General features: G+C 63.0%; 18 protein-coding genes. 7 read left to right on the top strand and 11 right to left on the bottom strand.

Annotated features, from left to right (window positions below; translation table 11 throughout):
- Positions 1 to 23: 23 nt before the first annotated feature.
- Positions 24 to 812, bottom strand: coding sequence for an adenosylcobinamide-GDP ribazoletransferase (locus tag AU381_RS04010; RefSeq protein WP_064240506.1), 789 nt, complete (start codon positions 810 to 812; stop codon positions 24 to 26).
- Positions 813 to 956: 144 nt separating this feature from the next.
- On the opposite strand from AU381_RS04010, the gene cobT reads away from it, so the two are divergent.
- Positions 957 to 1,973: a nicotinate-nucleotide--dimethylbenzimidazole phosphoribosyltransferase gene (cobT, locus tag AU381_RS04005; RefSeq protein WP_064240505.1), complete on the top strand. Its 1,017-nt coding sequence runs from the start codon at positions 957 to 959 to the stop codon at positions 1,971 to 1,973.
- A 243-nt stretch (positions 1,974 to 2,216) separates the two neighbouring features.
- Entirely contained in the window at positions 2,217 to 2,630 is a 414-nt protein-coding gene (locus AU381_RS04000) for a diacylglycerol kinase (RefSeq protein WP_064240504.1), read from the top strand.
- Between the two features lie 22 nt (positions 2,631 to 2,652).
- Here AU381_RS04000 and AU381_RS03995 read toward each other — a convergent pair whose 3' ends face one another.
- A complete protein-coding gene (locus tag AU381_RS03995; RefSeq protein WP_064240503.1) occupies positions 2,653 to 4,188 on the bottom strand; it encodes a sensor histidine kinase in 1,536 nt (511 codons plus the stop codon).
- 411 nt (positions 4,189 to 4,599) lie between these two features.
- Here AU381_RS03995 and AU381_RS29465 point away from each other — a divergent pair, with 411 nt between their 5' ends.
- From AU381_RS29465 to AU381_RS03980, 3 genes are all read left to right on the top strand, one after another.
- Positions 4,600 to 5,163, top strand: coding sequence for a thermonuclease family protein (locus AU381_RS29465; protein WP_425288610.1), 564 nt, complete (start codon positions 4,600 to 4,602; stop codon positions 5,161 to 5,163).
- Positions 5,156 to 5,788, top strand: a complete 633-nt coding sequence (locus tag AU381_RS03985) for a uracil-DNA glycosylase family protein (protein ID WP_064240502.1) — start codon at positions 5,156 to 5,158, stop codon at positions 5,786 to 5,788. Before AU381_RS29465 ends, AU381_RS03985 begins: the two co-directional genes overlap by 8 nt.
- A gap of 64 nt (positions 5,789 to 5,852) precedes the next feature.
- Positions 5,853 to 6,341, top strand: coding sequence for an Lrp/AsnC family transcriptional regulator (locus AU381_RS03980; protein ID WP_064240501.1), 489 nt, complete (start codon positions 5,853 to 5,855; stop codon positions 6,339 to 6,341).
- A gap of 170 nt (positions 6,342 to 6,511) precedes the next feature.
- Here the strand turns inward: AU381_RS03980 and AU381_RS03975 are convergent, their stop codons facing one another.
- A complete protein-coding gene (locus AU381_RS03975; RefSeq protein WP_280137773.1) occupies positions 6,512 to 7,402 on the bottom strand; it encodes an NAD(P)-dependent oxidoreductase in 891 nt (296 codons plus the stop codon).
- Between the two features lie 59 nt (positions 7,403 to 7,461).
- Complete coding sequence (locus AU381_RS03970) at positions 7,462 to 8,286, bottom strand: class I SAM-dependent methyltransferase (protein WP_064240499.1); 825 nt, start codon at positions 8,284 to 8,286, stop codon at positions 7,462 to 7,464.
- Positions 8,287 to 8,476: 190 nt separating this feature from the next.
- On the opposite strand from AU381_RS03970, the gene AU381_RS03965 reads away from it, so the two are divergent.
- Positions 8,477 to 9,202, top strand: a complete 726-nt coding sequence (locus AU381_RS03965; RefSeq protein WP_064240630.1) for a DUF2270 domain-containing protein — start codon at positions 8,477 to 8,479, stop codon at positions 9,200 to 9,202.
- Between the two features lie 34 nt (positions 9,203 to 9,236).
- Here the strand turns inward: AU381_RS03965 and AU381_RS03960 are convergent, their stop codons facing one another.
- From AU381_RS03960 to AU381_RS03945, 4 genes are all read right to left on the bottom strand, one after another.
- Positions 9,237 to 9,503, bottom strand: a complete 267-nt coding sequence (locus AU381_RS03960) for an usg protein (protein ID WP_064240498.1) — start codon at positions 9,501 to 9,503, stop codon at positions 9,237 to 9,239.
- A gap of 163 nt (positions 9,504 to 9,666) precedes the next feature.
- Positions 9,667 to 10,497: an ABC transporter permease gene (locus tag AU381_RS03955; RefSeq protein WP_064240497.1), complete on the bottom strand. Its 831-nt coding sequence runs from the start codon at positions 10,495 to 10,497 to the stop codon at positions 9,667 to 9,669.
- Positions 10,494 to 11,297 carry an ABC transporter permease gene (locus tag AU381_RS03950; RefSeq protein ID WP_064240496.1) on the bottom strand — a complete coding sequence of 268 codons (804 nt, stop codon included), beginning with the start codon at positions 11,295 to 11,297 and terminating at the stop codon, positions 10,494 to 10,496. Before AU381_RS03950 ends, AU381_RS03955 begins: the two co-directional genes overlap by 4 nt.
- 165 nt (positions 11,298 to 11,462) lie before the next feature.
- Positions 11,463 to 12,245 carry an ABC transporter substrate-binding protein gene (locus tag AU381_RS03945; RefSeq protein ID WP_064240495.1) on the bottom strand — a complete coding sequence of 261 codons (783 nt, stop codon included), beginning with the start codon at positions 12,243 to 12,245 and terminating at the stop codon, positions 11,463 to 11,465.
- Between the two features lie 393 nt (positions 12,246 to 12,638).
- Here AU381_RS03945 and AU381_RS03940 point away from each other — a divergent pair, with 393 nt between their 5' ends.
- The gene (locus AU381_RS03940) at positions 12,639 to 14,927 is read left to right on the top strand and encodes an OmpA family protein (protein WP_064240494.1); all 2,289 of its coding nucleotides are present in this window, start codon (positions 12,639 to 12,641) and stop codon (positions 14,925 to 14,927) included.
- Positions 14,928 to 15,097: 170 nt separating this feature from the next.
- On the opposite strand, the gene mobB is transcribed toward AU381_RS03940, so the two are convergent.
- From mobB to AU381_RS03925, 3 genes are read right to left on the bottom strand one after another with little or no spacing between them, the layout of a single operon-like run.
- Entirely contained in the window at positions 15,098 to 15,610 is a 513-nt protein-coding gene (gene mobB / locus AU381_RS03935; RefSeq protein ID WP_082909639.1) for a molybdopterin-guanine dinucleotide biosynthesis protein B, read from the bottom strand.
- Complete coding sequence (gene mobA, locus AU381_RS03930; protein ID WP_064240492.1) at positions 15,607 to 16,266, bottom strand: molybdenum cofactor guanylyltransferase MobA; 660 nt, start codon at positions 16,264 to 16,266, stop codon at positions 15,607 to 15,609. Before mobA ends, mobB begins: the two co-directional genes overlap by 4 nt.
- Before the next feature lie 11 nt (positions 16,267 to 16,277).
- Complete coding sequence (locus tag AU381_RS03925; protein WP_064240491.1) at positions 16,278 to 17,186, bottom strand: DMT family transporter; 909 nt, start codon at positions 17,184 to 17,186, stop codon at positions 16,278 to 16,280.
- Positions 17,187 to 17,389 lie beyond the last annotated feature (203 nt).

The raw sequence follows: 17,389 nt of genomic DNA, 5'->3' as shown, positions 1-17,389 counted from the left end.
GTTCGTCGATTTATATCGGCCTTTCAGATCGCCAGCGCAAGAGCGCCGAGAACGGCGATTTCCGCCAGCTGCTGCGTGGCGCCGATCGTGTCGCCGGTATGGCCGCCGAGCTTGCGGGAGACGATCCTGCCGAAACCCGGCACCGCCAGGACGAATGCGGCGAAAGCGAGCAGGGCTGCGATCGGTGGAATCCCGGCAGCATAGAGCAGCAGAAGCGAGAGGAGCGCTCCGGAGCCGAGGGCCTGGGATGTCGCGCGCGGCTCCGGAACGCCGGCTGCCGCGGCAACGCCATCGGTGCGCGCCGGCGGCAGGCGCGACCAGTGCCAGACCATTGCCATGCGGCTGAGGGCGGCGGTTGCGAGAAGCGCCGAGGCGGCGCCCAGAGGCGAGAGGAGCGGCAGGAAGGCAGCGAGCGCGGATACGCGAAAGCCGAAGGAAAGGATGAGAGCCACCGCCGCATAAGTGCCGATGCGGCTGTCCTTCATGATTGCCAGTGCGCTCTCGCGATCGCGGCCGCCGCCGAGGCCATCGGCGGTATCGCCGAGGCCGTCCTCGTGCAGCGCGCCGGTGACGAGCGCCTGCACCGCCACGATCAGGAAAGCGGTGAACAGCGAACTCGCCTGAAACACGTCGAGGAGCGCCGCCAGCAACGCCGCGGGGAGGGCAATCAGAGTGCCGGCGAGCGGGAAGGCGCGTACGGCGCGGCCCAGCCGGCCGTCATGGTCGACGAAATGCCGCTGCGGCATCGGTATGCGGCTCAGGAACGCCACCGATCGCGCCACGTCATCACATAGATCGCGGATAAAGCGCATTGCCTCTCCCAAGGCCCCCGAATCGCCGGCCCTTTGCCGGATCATGCTCCGGCGACAGCATTTGGCGCAAATGCCGTTGCCGGAAACGATGGCAGCCTCTATGAACGGCGCCGAACGACCCTTCGGATAATGCAAGGATTCCCCATGAGTGCCAGCGGCCTGCCGTTTGATGATTTCCGCGAGTTGTTGCGTAACCTGCCCGGACCCGATGCGCCGGCACTCGTTGCGGCCCGCGAGCGGGATGCGCAACTCACCAAGCCGCCGGGCGCGCTCGGCCGCCTCGAGGAGATCGCCTTCTGGCTCGCCGCCTGGACCGGCCGCCCGCCTGCGGTCAACCGGCCGCTCGTCGCGATCTTTGCTGGCAATCACGGCGTCACAAGGCAGGGTGTCACGCCCTTTCCCTCGTCGGTTACGGCCCAGATGGTGGAGAATTTCGCCGCCGGAGGGGCGGCCATCAATCAGATCTGCGTGACCCATGACCTCGGGCTCAAGGTCTTCGACCTGGCGCTCGATTATCCGACCGGCGACATTACCGAGGAAGCGGCCCTGTCCGAGCGCGACTGCGCCGCGACAATGGCCTTCGGCATGGAGGCGATTGCCGGCGGCACGGACCTGCTCTGCATCGGCGAGATGGGCATCGGCAACACGACGATCGCCGCCGCCATCAACCTCGGCCTCTATGGCGGAACGGCCGAGGAATGGGTCGGTCCGGGCACCGGCTCCGAGGGCGAGGTCCTGAAGCGCAAGATCGCGGCCGTCGAGAAGGCTGTGGCGGTGCATCGCGATCACCTGTCCGATCCGCTCGAACTGATGCGCCGGCTCGGCGGGCGCGAGATTGCGGCGATGGCCGGCGCCATTCTCGCGGCGCGCATGCAGAAGGTGCCGGTCATCATCGACGGCTATGTGGCGACGGCAGCCGCGGCGATCCTCAAGGCCGCCAACCCGGCAGCGCTCGACCACTGCCTGATCGGCCACGTCTCGGGAGAGCCCGGGCACATCCGCGCCATTGAGAAGCTCGGCAAGACGCCGCTCCTGGCGCTCGGCATGCGGCTCGGCGAGGGCACGGGCGCCGCACTTGCCGCGGGCATCGTCAAGGCGGCGGCCGCCTGCCATGGCGGAATGGCGACCTTCGCCCAGGCCGGCGTCAGCAACAAGGACTGACGCACCGGGCCTCCGTCCATTCCTGTCGGTCGACCGTCAGTCATGTTATGCTCGACGGCTGCGGTCTTGATGCGGCGTGTCTTCTCGCCTATCGGGAGACGCGGGCACGTTTCGGTTTCAGGTATAAGGCGCTGTGCGCCGGGATCGCGATGATGTCTGGCGCCTTCTGTAACTGAATGCCGGCCTCGCATTCGCCGCAATCGGAATGTCGAAGCTTCGCAGTTTCAAGCTCGTCGAGACGAAATGGACGCCAAGAACACCACCCCCCGTCACGGTCAAACGGCCCCCGTCACAAAGCATACCGGTATCCGGCATCTCTTTGCGGCCGCAAGTTATTCGCTCGGCGGCGCAAAGCGGCTGATCGGTGAAGCGGCCTTTCGGCACGAGCTCATCGCATTCGCCGTCGCAATGGTCGCTTTCGCCATCTCCGGCGCCGGCTTCTTCCAATATATCGTAATGGCTATCCTGTTCTTGCTGATGATGGCATTCGAAGCGATCAACACGGCCATCGAAGAAATCGTCGACCGCGTCTCGCCGGAAATCTCGGAAATGGGTAAGCATGCCAAGGATCTCGGATCCTTCGCCTGTCTCTGCCTGATCCTGGCCAACGCCACCTACGCCTTCTACGTGGTGTTTCTGGCGCGCTATCTTGGCTGACGACGGACAGTAAGCGGCTCGATCAGGCGAAGCTTTTGCGGCGGCGCGCAGGCGAGGGGACGTCCTCGACCGGCGGCAGGCTCTGCAGGACGCGGCGGGGCGGCAGGATGGCGATAGCCTCGGTGCCTTCGCGAAGCTTTGAGCGCAGGACGAATTGACCGTTGTGCTTGGCGAGGATCGCCTGGACGATCGGCAGGCCGAGACCGGTGCCCTGTTCGGCGCTCTTGATCGCGATCGAGCCCTGGCCGAAGGCGGAAAGCACGATCGGAATCTCCTCCTCGGGAATGCCGGGACCATTGTCCTTGATGGAGATGTACTGCCCGCCGCCGGCGGTCCAGCCGACCTTGACGGTGATTTCCCCACCGGAAGGCGTGAACTTGACGGCATTGGACAGGAGATTCAGTGCGACCTGGCGCATTGCCTTCTCGTCGACCCAGACGGAGGGCATGTTCTGTTCGAATTGCGGTTCGATCGTAATGTTCTTGCCGCGGGCGCGGAGCTGCACCATGCCGATGCAATCCTCGGCGATCTCGGCGAGACCGACCGCCTCTTCGTTGAGTTCGTACCGGCCGGCTTCGATGCGGGAAAGATCGAGGATCTCGTTGATGAGGTTCAGGAGATGCTCGCCGGAACGGTGGATGTCGACCGTGTATTCCTTGTAGGTCGGGTTGTTGAGCGGACCCAGCACCTCCGTCGACATCACTTCCGAGAAGCCGAGAATGGCGTTGAGCGGGGTGCGGAGCTCGTGCGACATCGATGCAAGGAAGCGGGACTTGGCCAGGTTCGCCTCTTCAGCCCGCCTGCGGGCCTCGTCCGACATGGACTTCGCCACCTCGAGTTCGGCGATCAGGTCGTCCTTTTCCGATTGCATCGAGAGGATGTGTACGTTCGCCTTGTTCATCCTCTCGGTCATGAAGGCCAGAAAAACAAGCGAAAGCGACAGGATTCCGGTCATGCCGACATGAATGGGGTCGCCGCCGGCCAATGACGTGAAACCGAGGGCGGCGACAACCGGCAGAAAGGTATAGACCAGGGCTTTGCGCAGCAGAAACGTGCCCATGGCGGTGGCGGCGAGCGCGATGAAGAGTCCGGTTCCTTCGAAGAGAGCGAACTGGATCTCGCCACAGGCACTGCAGTCCTGCAGGGCGAAGGTCGCCCAGCAAAGCCCCATCAGCAACTGACCGGCGAGAAGGCGGCGCCGCCAGATGGCGACTTTCTCGGTGCCGATGTTCTGGCGTTTTGCCCTGCGCGCCAGGTAAACCGTGACCGCATGGGCCGAAAGCGTCATCAGGCCCCAAAAGAGGATGCTCGGCTCTTGGGAAAGATAGAGCCCGATTGCCGAAATCAGGCCGACGAGCAGGGGGACGGCGATGGCGCCGTGCAATACGGCATCGACGTGCAGGAGGAGCATTTCGCGATCGAAGCCGGAAGGGGCGGACGAACCGGTCTGCAGCCGCTGGCGAGTCGCGCGCACCGCCTTCGAAACGGCCTTGTTCCGAGGGTTTCGCGACTTGTCGACGATGATCTTATCAGTCGATGTGCTGACGGCGATGCTCATGCTCGTGGGTCGGGGATTGCGTTTGGCTTGCAGTCTAGGATGCAATCCTTAAGAAGTTGCTGCCGCGCGTCTCATCAGACACGCTAAGGCCGCTGTAGCACTTTGAATTACTGCATGTTTTTATCCTCAAATCGCATGATTTAGGGAAACATGCAGCGGGAAGGATTCGACAACCATTGTGGCGCGATTGACCTTTTTGCCTGTCCGTGCGTGACAAGGGATGAAGCCGATGCCGATGAGAGACAGAGAGGTCGCCGCTTGAACCCGAGGCGCAGCAAGTTTCGTATTGTCCGTGGCGGAAAGCCGGCGCCGTCCAGCCCGCGCTTCGTTTTCGGGCGCCGCGGGAGTGTTTCGCAAAGGAACAGCCGCTCGGAGGAACGAGGTGGCCTGATCGGCGGCTGGATGTTCCTGATGGTGCTGAGCCTTGGCGCCTATGTTGCATCCAGTCTGCCGCCGCCGGAGAAGACTGTCACGGGAGAACTGCGCGGCTCGGCAGTCGCGAGTGACGGAGACAGTCTGCGGCTCAACGGCCGCCGCGTGAGGATCGAGGGCATCGATGCCCCGGAGATCGGGCAGACGTGCCAGCGCGAAGGAGCGGGTTGGGACTGCGGTGCTGAGGCCCGGCGGCGACTGGAGGACCTCATCGATGGAACGACGATACGGTGCCGCCTTCATGGTCGCGACCGATACGGCCGTGAACTCGGCCTGTGCGAAGCCGGTGGGCGCGACATCGGCCGCGAGATGGTTCTCTCCGGCTATGCGGTCAGCTACGGGCTCTACCGAGAAGAGGAGGAGCGGGCGCGAGAGCGTCGAGCCGGGGTGTGGGCGGGGGACTTCGTCCGGCCGCAGGAATGGCGCCGCTCTGAGGGCGGAGCCGAGGAGACGCCGCACCAGGCGGGCGATTGGCTCGAATTCATCCTGCAGTGGCTTGAGGACCAGGCTTGGAGGGTCGCGAAGGAGATCGCCGGTGCCTAGCGCGGAGGAGCGGCTGCGGGCCTTGCGTGCCGCGATCGCGGCCTGCCGGGTGTGTCGCGACGATCCGCACGGAAGGAGCCATCGGTTGCCGCATGAGCCGCGGCCTGTAGCGGTCCTTTCCGCCACCGCCCGCATCCTGATCGCCGGTCAGGCGCCGGGCTTGCGCGTGCATGAAAGCGGGCTTCCCTTCAACGATGCCTCGGGTGACCGGCTGCGGCATTGGCTGGCGGTCGATCGCGACACATTCTACGATGCGCGTAACTTTGCCATTGTTCCGATGGGCTTCTGTTTCCCCGGCTACGACAGGCACGGCAGCGACCTGCCGCCGCGCGCCGAATGCGCGCCGCTGTGGCGGCAGCGGGTGATGGATGCCATGCCGCAGGTCGAACTCGTGCTGGCGGTCGGCCATTATGCGCAGCGCTGGCACCTTGGGGCGGATTGTCCGAAGTCCATGACCGAGACGGTCCGCGACTGGCGCCGCTACGTGACGCGCAATTCCGGCACCCCCGTTTTGCCCATGCCGCATCCAAGCTGGCGCAACACCGGCTGGTTGCGGAAACATCCGTGGTTCGAGGCTGAGATGATTCCCTTCCTGCGCGCGTGCGTCGAAGCGCTCATTCGATGAAACAATTTTCTTTATCTTCACGAATTCCGCGTTATAGAGGGAAAAATATTCGAGAGGAGTTTCCATGGACCGTCTGGACCGCAAGATCCTGCGCCTTCTGCAGGAGGACTCGACTTTGGCCGTTGCCGACCTCGCCAAGAAGGTCGGGCTTTCGACCACGCCATGCTGGCGGCGCATTCAGAAGATGGAAGAGGACGGCGTCATCCGTCGCCGCGTCGCGCTGCTCGATCCGGTGAAGGTCAACACCAAGGTGACGGTGTTCGTTTCGGTCCGCACCAATTCCCACTCCATGGAATGGCTGCGCCGTTTCTCGGAAGTGGTCGCCGATTTTCCGGAGGTGGTGGAATTCTATCGCATGAGCGGCGACGTCGATTACTTGCTGCGCGTCGTCGTACCGGATATTGCCGCCTACGACGCCTTCTACAAGCGGCTGATCGCCAAGATCGAGATTCGCGACGTCTCCTCGGCCTTCGCCATGGAGCAGATCAAGTATACGACGCAATTGCCGCTCGACTACATGGCCATCGATCAGGCGAAATCGAACGACGAGTAGGGTCCGCCACAGTTAATGCGGAGATCTGGCTTCCGCATTCATCGGTGATTTCACGTAAGTTCACGCTTAATCGGATAGAGCCAACCGCTCGCGAACGCTTGCGCCGTTCAGTTCTCGTGGCCGTCTAACGCGACCGATGATCTCTCCCGCCGATGACGCCGGCGAAAGCGTCATTTTTCGAGCCGGGCGAGCAGGGACGACGTGTCCCAGCGATTGCCGCCAAGGGCCTGGACCTCCGCATAGAACTGGTCGACCAAGGCCGTGACCGGCAGCTTGGCGCCGTTCCGCCGCGCCTCGGCTAGCACGATGTCGAGGTCCTTGCGCATCCAGTCGACGGCAAAGCCGAAGTCGTATTTTCCGGCATTCATGGTCTTGTGGCGGTTTTCCATCTGCCAGGAGCCAGCCGCGCCCTTGGAGATGACGTCGATGACCCTCTCGATGTCGAGTCCAGCCTTCTTGCCGAAATGGATGCCTTCCGCGAGGCCTTGAACGAGGCCGGCGATGCAGATCTGGTTGATCATCTTCGTGAGCTGGCCGGCTCCCGCCGGCCCCATCAGCCCGACCATGCGCGCATAGGCCTCGATGATCGGCCTGGCCCGATCGAAAGCTTCGGCATCGCCGCCGCACATCACCGTCAGCACGCCGTTTTCGGCCCCTGCCTGGCCGCCGGAAACCGGCGCGTCGATGAAACGGGCGCCCTTGGCGCTAGCAGCGGCGTAGAGCTCGCGGGCAACCTCGGCGGACGCCGTCGTGTTGTCGATGAAGACCGCGCCGGAGGCGATCGTTTCGAAAGCCCCGTCCTTGCCGGTGGTCACCGATCGAAGGTCGTCGTCATTGCCGACGCAGGCGAAAACGAATTCCTGGCCCTTTGCCGCTTCGGCCGGCGTTGCCGCCGCGCGTCCGCCGAATTCTGCCGCCCAACGCTCGGCCTTCGCGGACGTGCGGTTGTAGACGGTCACGTCATGTCCGCCGCGGACCTTGAGGTGACCGGCCATCGGAAATCCCATGACACCGAGACCGATGAATGCGACTTTGGCCATTGCGAATGCTCCTGTTTCGATTTGGCCAAAGATTTAGCGGAATTGGGCGGAAGGCGGAAGGCCGCGTGTCGGTCCTGTTCCTAGAGAAAACGCGCTATCACCAGCTGCCCGGCAATGGGCGCGCCTTCTTCCATGCGTACGGTGATGTCGGTCACCTCGATGACCTCGAATCCGGTCGCGGTCAGCCGGTCGTGCAGATAGGCTTCCGAATGGGCGAAGCGCTGATGCGGCCCGACCATGAAGGGGCGCCCCGCGAATGTCTCATCGGGCAGGGTTTCGCTGGAGAAGATCAGCAGGCCGCCCGGTAGGAGATTATCGACGGCGCCGAAGAAGAGGGCTTCCAGCGCGCCCATATAGGGCAGCACATCCGTAGCGACGATCAGGTCGAACGGGGCCTCCTCGTTGTCGTCGAGGAAATCGACCGCTTCGGCGACGTAAAGCGTTTCATAGAGGTCCTTCTCGTGGGCGATCTCGACCATGTTCTCGGAAAGGTCGATGCCGGTGATGTCTTCCGCCAGGTCGCGCAACGCGCCCCCGGTCAGCCCCGTGCCGCAGCCGAGATCGAGTACCCGCTTGAAGGGACCGAGCTCCAGGGCCTGAACGCGCTGGCGGACGAGAAGCGGCACGCAATAGTCGAGCTGATCGACGAGCACATTGTCGAAGACGTCCGCATGCTGATCGAAGAGAGTCGCGACATAGGCATCCGGAGCCTTGAGGGGCGTCTCGCCCCGACCCATGGACGCAAGCCGGACCGACGCTCCCCCGTGATCTTCGGGATCGAGGTCCAGCACTTCCCGGTAAGCCGCCGCGGCGGCGTCGAAATTGCCGGATTTTTCCAGAGTTAGGGCGCGATTATAGGCTTCCGCCAGCGCCTCCTCGTCGATCTTATTGCTCTTTTGTGTCATGGGCGCTTCTTACGACTGCGTGAGACCTTTGGCAATCGTCCGTCAGCGACCGTCCTTTCTTGCAAGTCCATTCTGTTGGCGGGCACTTGGCATATGCTCAAGAAATCGACGGCGCCTTGCCTGGCGGGTTTATCCCGAAAGCGATTGGAGTCATGATCATGAAAAGGCATGAGAAATCGGGAGGATGCCGATGTCCGCTGATCTGAGCCCGCTGACATTGGAAACGGAGATGCCGGAGAGGCAGGGTCCATCCCTGCCGCAGTCACCTCAGGAGACGATCAATACAATCGTGCACTATTACCGCGGCGAAATGGGGCGGATGGCCGGCTGGCGGGATCGCATCGACCGTACTTCCAACTGGGCGATTACGGTCGTTGCGGCGATGCTTTCCGTGTCGCTGTCGACACCGTCCTCGCATCACGGTGTGCTGCTCTTTGCGATGCTGCTGATCACCTTGCTGCTGCTGATCGAAGCACGCCGCTACCGCTTCTTCGATGTCTACCGCGCCCGCGTACGGCAACTCGAACGCGGCTATTTCGCACAGATCCTCGCGCCGGAAGGCACGCAGAGTTTCAAATGGTCGGCGGCAATTGCCAAGAGCCTGCGCCGGCCAGCCTTCCTGATGACCTACAAGGAGGCCGTATGCCGGCGGCTGCAGCGCAATTACTGCTGGATGTACCTGATCCTGCTTCTTGCCTGGGCGCTGAAAATCTCCTCGCCGAAGATGTCCTCCAACGGCGAGCCATACGGCCATGTCCGATCCTGGATCGATTTTGCGGAGAATGCCGCTCTGGGCCTCCTGCCAGGCTGGAGCGTCATGATCGGCGTTGCGCTCTTCTACGCCGTCGTTCTCTACGGCTCGCTCCGCAAGGAAGCTCACGAGGGCGAACTTGCCCACGGGGAGGTGCATGTCTGACCGCAGCGGACAGCACGCAGCGGTGGCGGTATTCTTAGTGGAGAATGAGTTCGCCCTTGAGTGCCCGCCATTCCGTCGCCGATATCAGCTTGCGGTGCACGTAGCGGACCGAATGCAGCGGCCCGTCCAGCTTTTCCTGCCAGAACCTGAGAAAGCTTCGCATCTCGGGAAAGTCCGGGGCAATATCGTAGTGCTGCCAGATATAGGTCTGCAACAGGGCGGGATGGTCGGGCAGCCGGTAGAGTATCTGGGCCGTCGTCAGGCCATATCCTTTGAGCTGCAGTTCCATGTCGTTTGTCATCAGGACCTCGCTTCTAACAAAGGTTGGTCTCTATGATGAAGCGCTTGATTTGTTAATCAAGACCTAATATTGCCGTCCAGATGAAAATTCATTCAGAAAAACAATGGCTTGGCAGCACAAAGTGATGAGTGCTGCCAAGCTCTTTGCTATGTATCGTTGCGCCTCAGCGCTTGAGATGGCGCGTCAGGCGGGCTTCGAGCCAACCCCAGATATTGCGAAGCAACTCGACCATCAGCAGGTATAGCGCCGCCGCCCAGACATACATCTGGAAGTCGAAGGTGCGGGAGAAGGCGCGTCGCGTCTCGCCCATGAGATCGAAGACGGTGACGATTGCAACGATCGCCGAGCCCTTGATCATCAGGATGATCTCGTTGCCGTAGGGGCGCAGCGCCACGATCATCGCCTGCGGCAGGATGACCTTGAAGAAGGCAACGCGCTCCGGCAGGCCGAGTGCGGCCGCCCCTTCATGCTGGCCGCGCGGCACGCTCTCGATTGCGCCGCGCAGGATCTCCGCCTGGTAGGCGGCGGTATTCAGCGCGAAGGTGAAGAGCGCGCAGTTCCATGCGTCGCGGAAGAACCACCAAAGGCCGATGGATTCCAGTTGCGGGCGGAAGCTGCCGAGCCCGTAATAAGCCAGGAAGAGTTGCGTGATCAGCGGCGTGCCGCGGAAGAAATAGACATAGGCATAGGCAAGCCAGGACCAGAGCTTGTGCTTCGACATTCGCCCGAGCGCCACCGGCAGCGACAGGACCGCGCCTATGAGGATCGAGGAGGTGACGAGCGTCAGGGTCACCCCGAGACCGGATAAAAAGCTCGGTCCATAGCGTGACAGTTTTTCCGGGTCCCAACCTTCGACCACGGTGAAGAAGATGCCGACGCCAAGGGCCAGCCAGATACCCAGCGCCACGCTGCCGAGGAAGCGCGTCAATGTGTAGGGCCTCGGCGGAACCGGGGGCGGGGCCTGCGGCGGGATCATTGTATCGGCGATGCTCATCGGCGCATCTCCGCTCGTTTGGTCCAGCGTTCGAGTGCCGAGAAGGCGATAGAAGAGACCATTGCCAGGATGAGAAACAGGATGCAGGCGATACCGAAGAACTGGAAGGCTTCCTTGGTGACGCGCGCGGCGATGCCCGTCTGCCGGAGGATGTCGGGCAGGCCGACGACCGAAACGAGCGCCGTGTCCTTGAGCAGCGCCATCCAGAGATTGCCGAGACCCGGAAGCGCGATGCGCACGAGCTGCGGCAGGATGATCAGCCGCATCGTCTTGGCGCGGTGCAAGCCGAGGGCGTCGCCCGCTTCGTACTGGCCTTGCGGAATGGCCTTGAAGGCGGAAAGCAGAACCTCGGAGCAATAGGCCGAGAAGACGACCCCGAGCGCAATCATGCCCGCGGCGAAGGCATTGATTTCAACGGGCCCCTCATAACCGAGCGTCCCCAGGAATTGCTGGACGAGAATCTGAAGGCCGTAATAGACGATGAAGAGCGTCAGGAGTTCGGGAAGACCGCGAAAGATCGTCGTGTAGATGTTGGCCGCAAGCCGCAGCGATCGTTCGTTCGATTGTTTGGCAAGCGCGACGAAGAAGCCGATCACCAGCCCCACGGGCAGGGTGGCAATCGCCAGGCTCGCGGTCACCAGGAAGCCGTAGGCGATCTCGTCGCCCCAGCCGGTATCGCCGCATGCCAGATGCGTGCCGGCGCCGAACCAGCGAAAGACCCCAGCCAGGCCGCAGAACGGATCGATGATCGAAAGGATTCCGGCTGCACCGGAATAAAGGGCGGCAAACAGTCCGCTCATGCCGTTACGTTCCCCTTGTCATTCTTATGGCGCTGACGGCGCTTATTTTTGTGTTTTCTTGTCAAACAAAAACGGCGGAAGGGCAAGCCCATCCGCCGTTGCATTTTCTTCATCAACCGAGACTTTCCCGGCATGAGTGCCGAATCTTCGCGGAAAACGCGGCGATCAGCTGCCGTAGACGTCGAACGGGAAGTATTTTTCGTTGATTTGCTTGTACTTGCCGTTTGCGCGAATGGCGTCGATGGCCTTGTTGAACTTCTCGCGGAGCGCGTCGTCGCCCTTGCGGACGGCAATGCCTGCACCTTCGCCGTTGATGGCCGGGTCGACCGGCAGCGTTCCGAGCAGCTTGCAGCAAGCGCCGTCTTCGGTCTTCAGCCATTCGGAGATTACCACGACGTCGTCGATGGCGGCATCGATGCGGCCGTTGACGAGGTCGAGCTTGTATTCTTCAGCGGTCGGATAGAGCTTGAGCTCGGCACCCTTCATGTGCGCTTCGGCGTAGTTGGAATGCGTGGTCGAGCCTTGTGCTCCGAGCGCCTTGCCTTCAAGCGCGGCCTCGGTCGCCTCGGTGATTGGCGAATCCTTCGGCACGACGATTGCCGGCGGCGTGTTGTAGTACTTCTTTGTGAAGTCGACCTTCTGCTTGCGTTCCTCGGTGATCGACATGGAGGCGATGATCGCGTCGAACTTCTTGGCGATCAGCGCCGGGATGATGCCATCCCAGTCCTGCGTCACGAACGTGCATTCGACCTTCATTTCTTCGCAAAGCGCCTTGGCGATGTCGATGTCGAAGCCCGTCAGCGAGCCGTCCGCCTCGAGATTGTTGAAGGGCGGGTAAGCGCCTTCGGTGCCGATCACGACCTTTTCGCCCTCCGCCGAGGCAGCGCCTGCCATGAGCACGAAAACGGCAGCCGATGCGGCGGCTGCCAGCCGTCTGGAAATACGCATGATTATCCTCTCTGTTGGCCGGCATCCGGTCTGTTCTTGTGCGCGGATGCCAAATCGCGCCGGCGGCTGGTATCCGCCGGTTGCGGCGATATTCGTACGCTTTTCCTGTAAAAATCAACAGGAAAGCGGCGTCACCCACCGCGAAACGCGAAATGTCCTCTTCTTGTGGTCTCATGGTTGAGGAGGCGCATGAACGATCCGTTCAGGAATGGTTAATGTCGACTTCGATAGGGCCTTTGGGCGGAACCGATCCGTGGCTACGGAGTTCGGCTACGGATTTCCGACCGACACAAAAAAGTCGGAACCGCGGGTCATGGCCCTGTGCCGATGCGATGCGGCTTGAACTGGTGGCGCGGCGCACGAGGGCGCCGGGCCACAAGAGGAAGGAAGACAATGTCCATTCGATTCAAACTTTTCGCAACGGTTGCCTTGCCCGTATTCGCGGCTGCTCTTGCGGTCCAACCGGCGCTGGCCGACAGTCTGATGGCGCCGTTCGAGGTCGCGCAGGAAGGCGCTGATCAACTATCGCCCGAAGAACTGCTGTTGCTTAAGAAGCGCAAGCAGCGTGCGGAGGAGTCCCAGGGGCAGGCGGAAGAACAGCAGCCGCAAGCCGAGGAGCAGGAAACCCCAAGGCGCAAGAAGCGCCAGCAACAGGCCGAGGAGCAGCAACCCGCCGCCGAGGAGAGCGCTCCGCGGCAGGCCGAGGAGCAGGAAGCCCCAAGACGCAAGAAGCGCCAGCAGCAGGCCGAGGAGCAGCAGCCCGCCGCCGAGGAGGCCGCGCCGCGGCAGGCCGAAGAGCAGGAGACTCCAAGGCGCAAGAAGCGCCAGCAGCAGGCCGAGGAGCAGCAGCCCGCCGCCGAGGAGGCCGCTCCGCAGCAGGCCGAAGAGCAGGAGACTCCAAGACGCAAGAAGCGCCAGCAGCAGGCCGAGGAGCAGCAGCCAGCCGCTGAGGAAAGCGCTCCGCAGCAGGCTGAAGAGCAGGAGACACCAAGACGCAAGAAGCGCCAGCAGCAGGCCGAAGAGCAGCAACCCGCCGCCGAGGAGGCCACTCCGCAGCAGGCCGAGGAGCAGGAAACGCCACGGCGCAAGAAGCGCCAGCAGCAGGCCGAAGAGCAGCAGCCCGCGGCCGAGGAGGCCACTCCCCAGCAGGCCGAGGAGCAGGAAACGCCACGGCGCAAGAAGCGTCAGCAGCAGGCCGAGGAGCAGCGCCAGACCGACGAGCAAAAAGCCGCCGAGCAGCCGGCTGTCGTGCCTGAAGGCGGAACGACCGCTGAGCAGCCGGCAACAGAGGCTCCAGCCCAGCAAACAGGTGAGGGCGAGCAGCAGCCGGTCCCCGGAGCGGAGCAGCCTGCGACCGCAGAGCAGCTTCAGGGCGAGCAGCCCCAGGGTCAGCCGGCTCCCGAAGTCGTCGATGAGCGTACGACGGAAGAGAAGCAGAAGGTCGCCGAGGACCCGGCGGCATCCGACGACACTGTCGTACTTCCCGTCGAGAAGGGCGCGGCCGTGCTCGACAGCGACAAGGACGCCGACAACGCCGGCGGTAACCAGGCGCGGGAAGTCCGTCGCAAGCAGCGAGAGGAACTGCGCGCCACGCAGGAAAGCGTAGCACCTCCGACAGACGATGCTGCTGCGCAAGCGGCGATCCCGGCCGAGGTCAGGGAAGAAATTCCGCAGAGGATCGAGGCTGTGCTTAAGGAGGAAGGCGAGCGGGTCGAGGAAGCTCCGGCCTTCGCCGTGCCGCAGACGAGCAACATCGTCAACAACACGGTGATCAATAATACGGTTATCAACAACACCACGATCAACAACACGACGGAAAACAATGTGACCGAAGTGCAGGTGGTCGAGGAGATTGACGACCGTGTCATCCTCGGCGTTGGCGATCGCATCTTCGTCCGGGGCGACGACCGGCCGCGTCTGCGGCAGAATTCGGAAGAGACGTACTACGACAATCTTTCGGGTGGCCGCGTCCGGGAAACGATCGTTCGCCCGGGCGGCTACCAGATCGTTACCGTCTACAATCGTTACGGCGACATCCTGACCCGCACGCGCGTCAATCGGGACGGGAATGAATATGTGATGATGTATACGCCGGAATATGAAGAGGATCGGCCGGCGATCATCGACGTCGGCTACGAGCTGCCGCCGATGCGCCTGACGATCCCCGTTGACGACTACATCGTCGACTACGCGGACAATCCGGATCGGGACTATTATGAGTTCCTGTCCGAGCCACCGGTCGAGGCCGTCGAGCGCGTCTACACGATCGACGAGGTCCGCAACTCCGCCCGCCTGCGTGACAAGGTCCGCCGCATCGATCTCGACACCATCCACTTCGCGACTGGTAGTGCCGAGGTGTCGATGTCGCAGGCGAAGACGCTGCGCAGCGTCGCGGATGCGATGAACAAGGTCCTCGAGAAGGATCCGGGTGAAACCTTCTTCATCGAGGGCCACACGGATGCCGTCGGCTCCGACCGGTCGAACCTGGTGCTCTCCGACGAGCGTGCCGAGTCTGTGGCGGTACTGCTGACCGAGGTCTATGGCATCCCGGCTGAAAACCTGGTGACCCAGGGCTATGGCGAGCGGTTCCTGAAGATCCGCACGCCGGAGGCCGAGCAGGAGAACCGCCGCGTTACGATCCGCCGTGTCACCCCGCTGGTGCGGCCGGTGGCGCAGCGGTAAGCCGCTGAGCAATTTTCTGCACTGAAATCGGGGCTGGGAAACCGGCCCCGATTTTTATTGCGGCGCCGCGCTTGCGGCTGAGTGGATGCAAAAAATGGCGGCGAAGGAGCTACCGGAGGGGCGCGGCAGCGTCTGGACCGTCTGAACCAGCACTGAGCGACGTCCGATGCTCAGCGCCGCAAGCCGACCGTCTCCTCGACGAAATCGGCAATCGCTCCCGTGTCGTCCAGATCGAAGACAGAAAGATCGGTGCCGGCGACAGGATGGTCGGCGGCGATCGCGACGATGTGCGGGTCGGTTGGCGCGAGCGGCTCGCGGTTCGCCGATTCGAGCCGGCGCGCCTCGATCTTCGGGATCGGCTCGCGCTTGTAGCCCTCGATCAGCACCAGATCGCAGGGTGCGAGCCGTGCCAGGATCTCTTCGAAGCTCGGCTCCGGTGCGCCGCGCAATTCGTGCATGATGGCAAACCGTGTCGAGGAGACGATCGTCACTTCGTGGGCGCCGGCCTCGCGGTGGCGGTAGCTGTCGGCGCCGACCTTGTCGATGTCGAAGTCGTGGTGGGCATGCTTGACGGTCGACACCATATAGCCGCGCCGCGTCAGTTCGCTGACGAGCCGGACCATCAGGCCGGTCTTGCCGGAGTTCTTCCAGCCGGCGATGCCGAAAATCTTGGGTGCGGTCATAATTCGAAATCCTCGAGGCGGTTCAGCCATTCTTCGGCTTCTTCAAGCTGCTGCGGAGTGTTGACATTGAAGAACGGGTCGAGCGGCCCTGCTTTCGTCGCGGTGATCGGAAAATCTACCGCGACCGATGGATGACGAGCAATGAAGGCTCGGACGCGGCGCTTTTCATCCATGCGGATCCAGGCTTCGAGATCGTCGGCGATCGCTACGGGCCAAAGGGCGAAAAGCGGGTGCATCTCCCCGACGGACCAGGCGACGGCAATCTCGTCCCCGGCAAGCAGCGCTCCTTGAAGCCGTGCGGCAAGCGCGGCCGGAAAGAAGGGTGCATCGATCGGCACCGTCAGAACGTGGCTTGCCGAGGGCGCGGTCTTGCTGGCGTGGTGCAGGGCGGCGAGCACGCCGGCGAGCGGACCGGGCAAGCCGGGTATCGTGTCCGCGATCACCGGGTGATCGCTCGGGAGAGCAATGCCCGGGTCGGCATTGAGGTTGACCGCGATGCTCGCGGCTTGCGGCGACAGCCGATCGACGACACGGGCAAGCATGGTCTGTCCGCCGAGCACGACTGCTGCCTTCGGCCTGCCCATGCGCGAGGAGCGCCCGCCGGCGAGGATGACTGCGGGCGGGCGGCGGTTCGCATCGGCGGCGTTTCCGGCCATCCTTGCGCTCCTTATTCGAGGGGGCCGGCGAGAGATTGCTGCGCCACGGCGTGCCGCCCGCGCAGGCTCTCGCGATAGAAGGTGTAAAGGCCTGAGCCGACGATAACGGCAACGCCCGTCAGCATCCAGCCGTCCGGCGTCTCCGAGAAGAAAACCATTCCGATGGTGATCGCCCAGAGAAGGCTCGTGTAGCGGAAGGGTGCGATCACCGAGATGTCGCCGTCACGCATGGCAAGCACGATGGTCTGGTAGCCGAGCATCAGGAGCACGCTGGCGCCGGCGAGATGGGTGAACGACATTGCCGACACCGGTTGCCAGCCGCCGAACGGGACGATGAGCGCGGCGCCCACGAGCGTCGTCACGAGTGCGGTCGTGACGGTAATGAACAGCGAGGGCACGTCGCTGCCGATGCGGCGGGTGCAGAGATCGCGGGTCGCCGTGAAGAAAACGCAGGCGACAACCGTCAATGCGGCCGGCGTGAAACCCTCAGGTCCGGGCCGCAACACGATCAGGACGCCGAGGAAGCCGATCACGATCGCCGACCAACGCCGCCAGCCGACCGGTTCGCTGAGAAACAGTGCCGCGCCGAGCGTGACCGCCAGCGGCAAGGCCTGCATGATCGCCGAGGCATTGGCGAGCGGTATGTGGGCGAGAGCGGAGATGTAGGTCAGCGAGGCGAGAGCCTCCATGGCGATGCGAAGCATGATGACCGGCCTGAAGACGGTGCGAACCGGACGCAGGGCACCGAAACGGTGGGCGATCACAAGGATCATCAGCGTCGTCATCAGGCCGCGGATGAACATGATCTGGCCCGTGTTCATCACGCCTGTAACGGATTTGACGAGCGCGTCGTTGCAGGAGAAACCGGCCATGGCAAGCGCCATGAAGACGATGCCGCGGATATTCGCTGAGGAATGCATTCCTGATGACCTTGGGCTGAGGCGCGTTCGGGATGGGATCGGGCGAATCCATCGGATGCTGCCGCCCGCGATAAAGCTTTGGCCTCCCACGCACGTAAACTCAAGCACGTCTTGCATCAGAAGCGTTTCGATGCGCGCCAAAGCCACACGGAGCCACGCGCCTCCCGCAGGAGTGATGTCCATTCGCGGAATCTTAAGTTTCG

This window comes from Sinorhizobium glycinis, from assembly GCF_001651865.1.
GTDB classification, from domain to species: Bacteria; Pseudomonadota; Alphaproteobacteria; order Rhizobiales; family Rhizobiaceae; genus Sinorhizobium; species Sinorhizobium glycinis.
This window is presented reverse-complemented; position numbering and strand designations above follow the sequence as displayed.

Excerpts from the sequence above, each read along its gene's own strand:
- cobT (WP_064240505.1), top strand. The coding sequence starts at position 957 with ATGAGTGCCAGCGGCCTGCCGTTTGATGATTTCCGCGAGTTGTTGCGT.
- AU381_RS04010 (WP_064240506.1), bottom strand. The coding sequence starts at position 812 with ATGCGCTTTATCCGCGATCTATGTGATGACGTGGCGCGATCGGTGGCG.
- mobB (WP_082909639.1), bottom strand. The coding sequence starts at position 15,610 with ATGACCGCACCCAAGATTTTCGGCATCGCCGGCTGGAAGAACTCCGGC.
- AU381_RS03980 (WP_064240501.1), top strand. The coding sequence starts at position 5,853 with ATGGACCGTCTGGACCGCAAGATCCTGCGCCTTCTGCAGGAGGACTCG.
- AU381_RS03945 (WP_064240495.1), bottom strand. The coding sequence starts at position 12,245 with ATGCGTATTTCCAGACGGCTGGCAGCCGCCGCATCGGCTGCCGTTTTC.
- AU381_RS03955 (WP_064240497.1), bottom strand. The coding sequence starts at position 10,497 with ATGAGCATCGCCGATACAATGATCCCGCCGCAGGCCCCGCCCCCGGTT.
- AU381_RS03940 (WP_064240494.1), top strand. The coding sequence starts at position 12,639 with ATGTCCATTCGATTCAAACTTTTCGCAACGGTTGCCTTGCCCGTATTC.
- AU381_RS03950 (WP_064240496.1), bottom strand. The coding sequence starts at position 11,297 with ATGAGCGGACTGTTTGCCGCCCTTTATTCCGGTGCAGCCGGAATCCTT.
- AU381_RS03965 (WP_064240630.1), top strand. The coding sequence starts at position 8,477 with ATGTCCGCTGATCTGAGCCCGCTGACATTGGAAACGGAGATGCCGGAG.
- AU381_RS03995 (WP_064240503.1), bottom strand. The coding sequence starts at position 4,188 with ATGAGCATCGCCGTCAGCACATCGACTGATAAGATCATCGTCGACAAG.
- AU381_RS04000 (WP_064240504.1), top strand. The coding sequence starts at position 2,217 with ATGGACGCCAAGAACACCACCCCCCGTCACGGTCAAACGGCCCCCGTC.
- AU381_RS29465 (WP_425288610.1), top strand. The coding sequence starts at position 4,600 with ATGGTGCTGAGCCTTGGCGCCTATGTTGCATCCAGTCTGCCGCCGCCG.
- AU381_RS03970 (WP_064240499.1), bottom strand. The coding sequence starts at position 8,286 with ATGACACAAAAGAGCAATAAGATCGACGAGGAGGCGCTGGCGGAAGCC.
- AU381_RS03960 (WP_064240498.1), bottom strand. The coding sequence starts at position 9,503 with ATGACAAACGACATGGAACTGCAGCTCAAAGGATATGGCCTGACGACG.
- mobA (WP_064240492.1), bottom strand. The coding sequence starts at position 16,266 with ATGGCCGGAAACGCCGCCGATGCGAACCGCCGCCCGCCCGCAGTCATC.
- AU381_RS03925 (WP_064240491.1), bottom strand. The coding sequence starts at position 17,186 with ATGCATTCCTCAGCGAATATCCGCGGCATCGTCTTCATGGCGCTTGCC.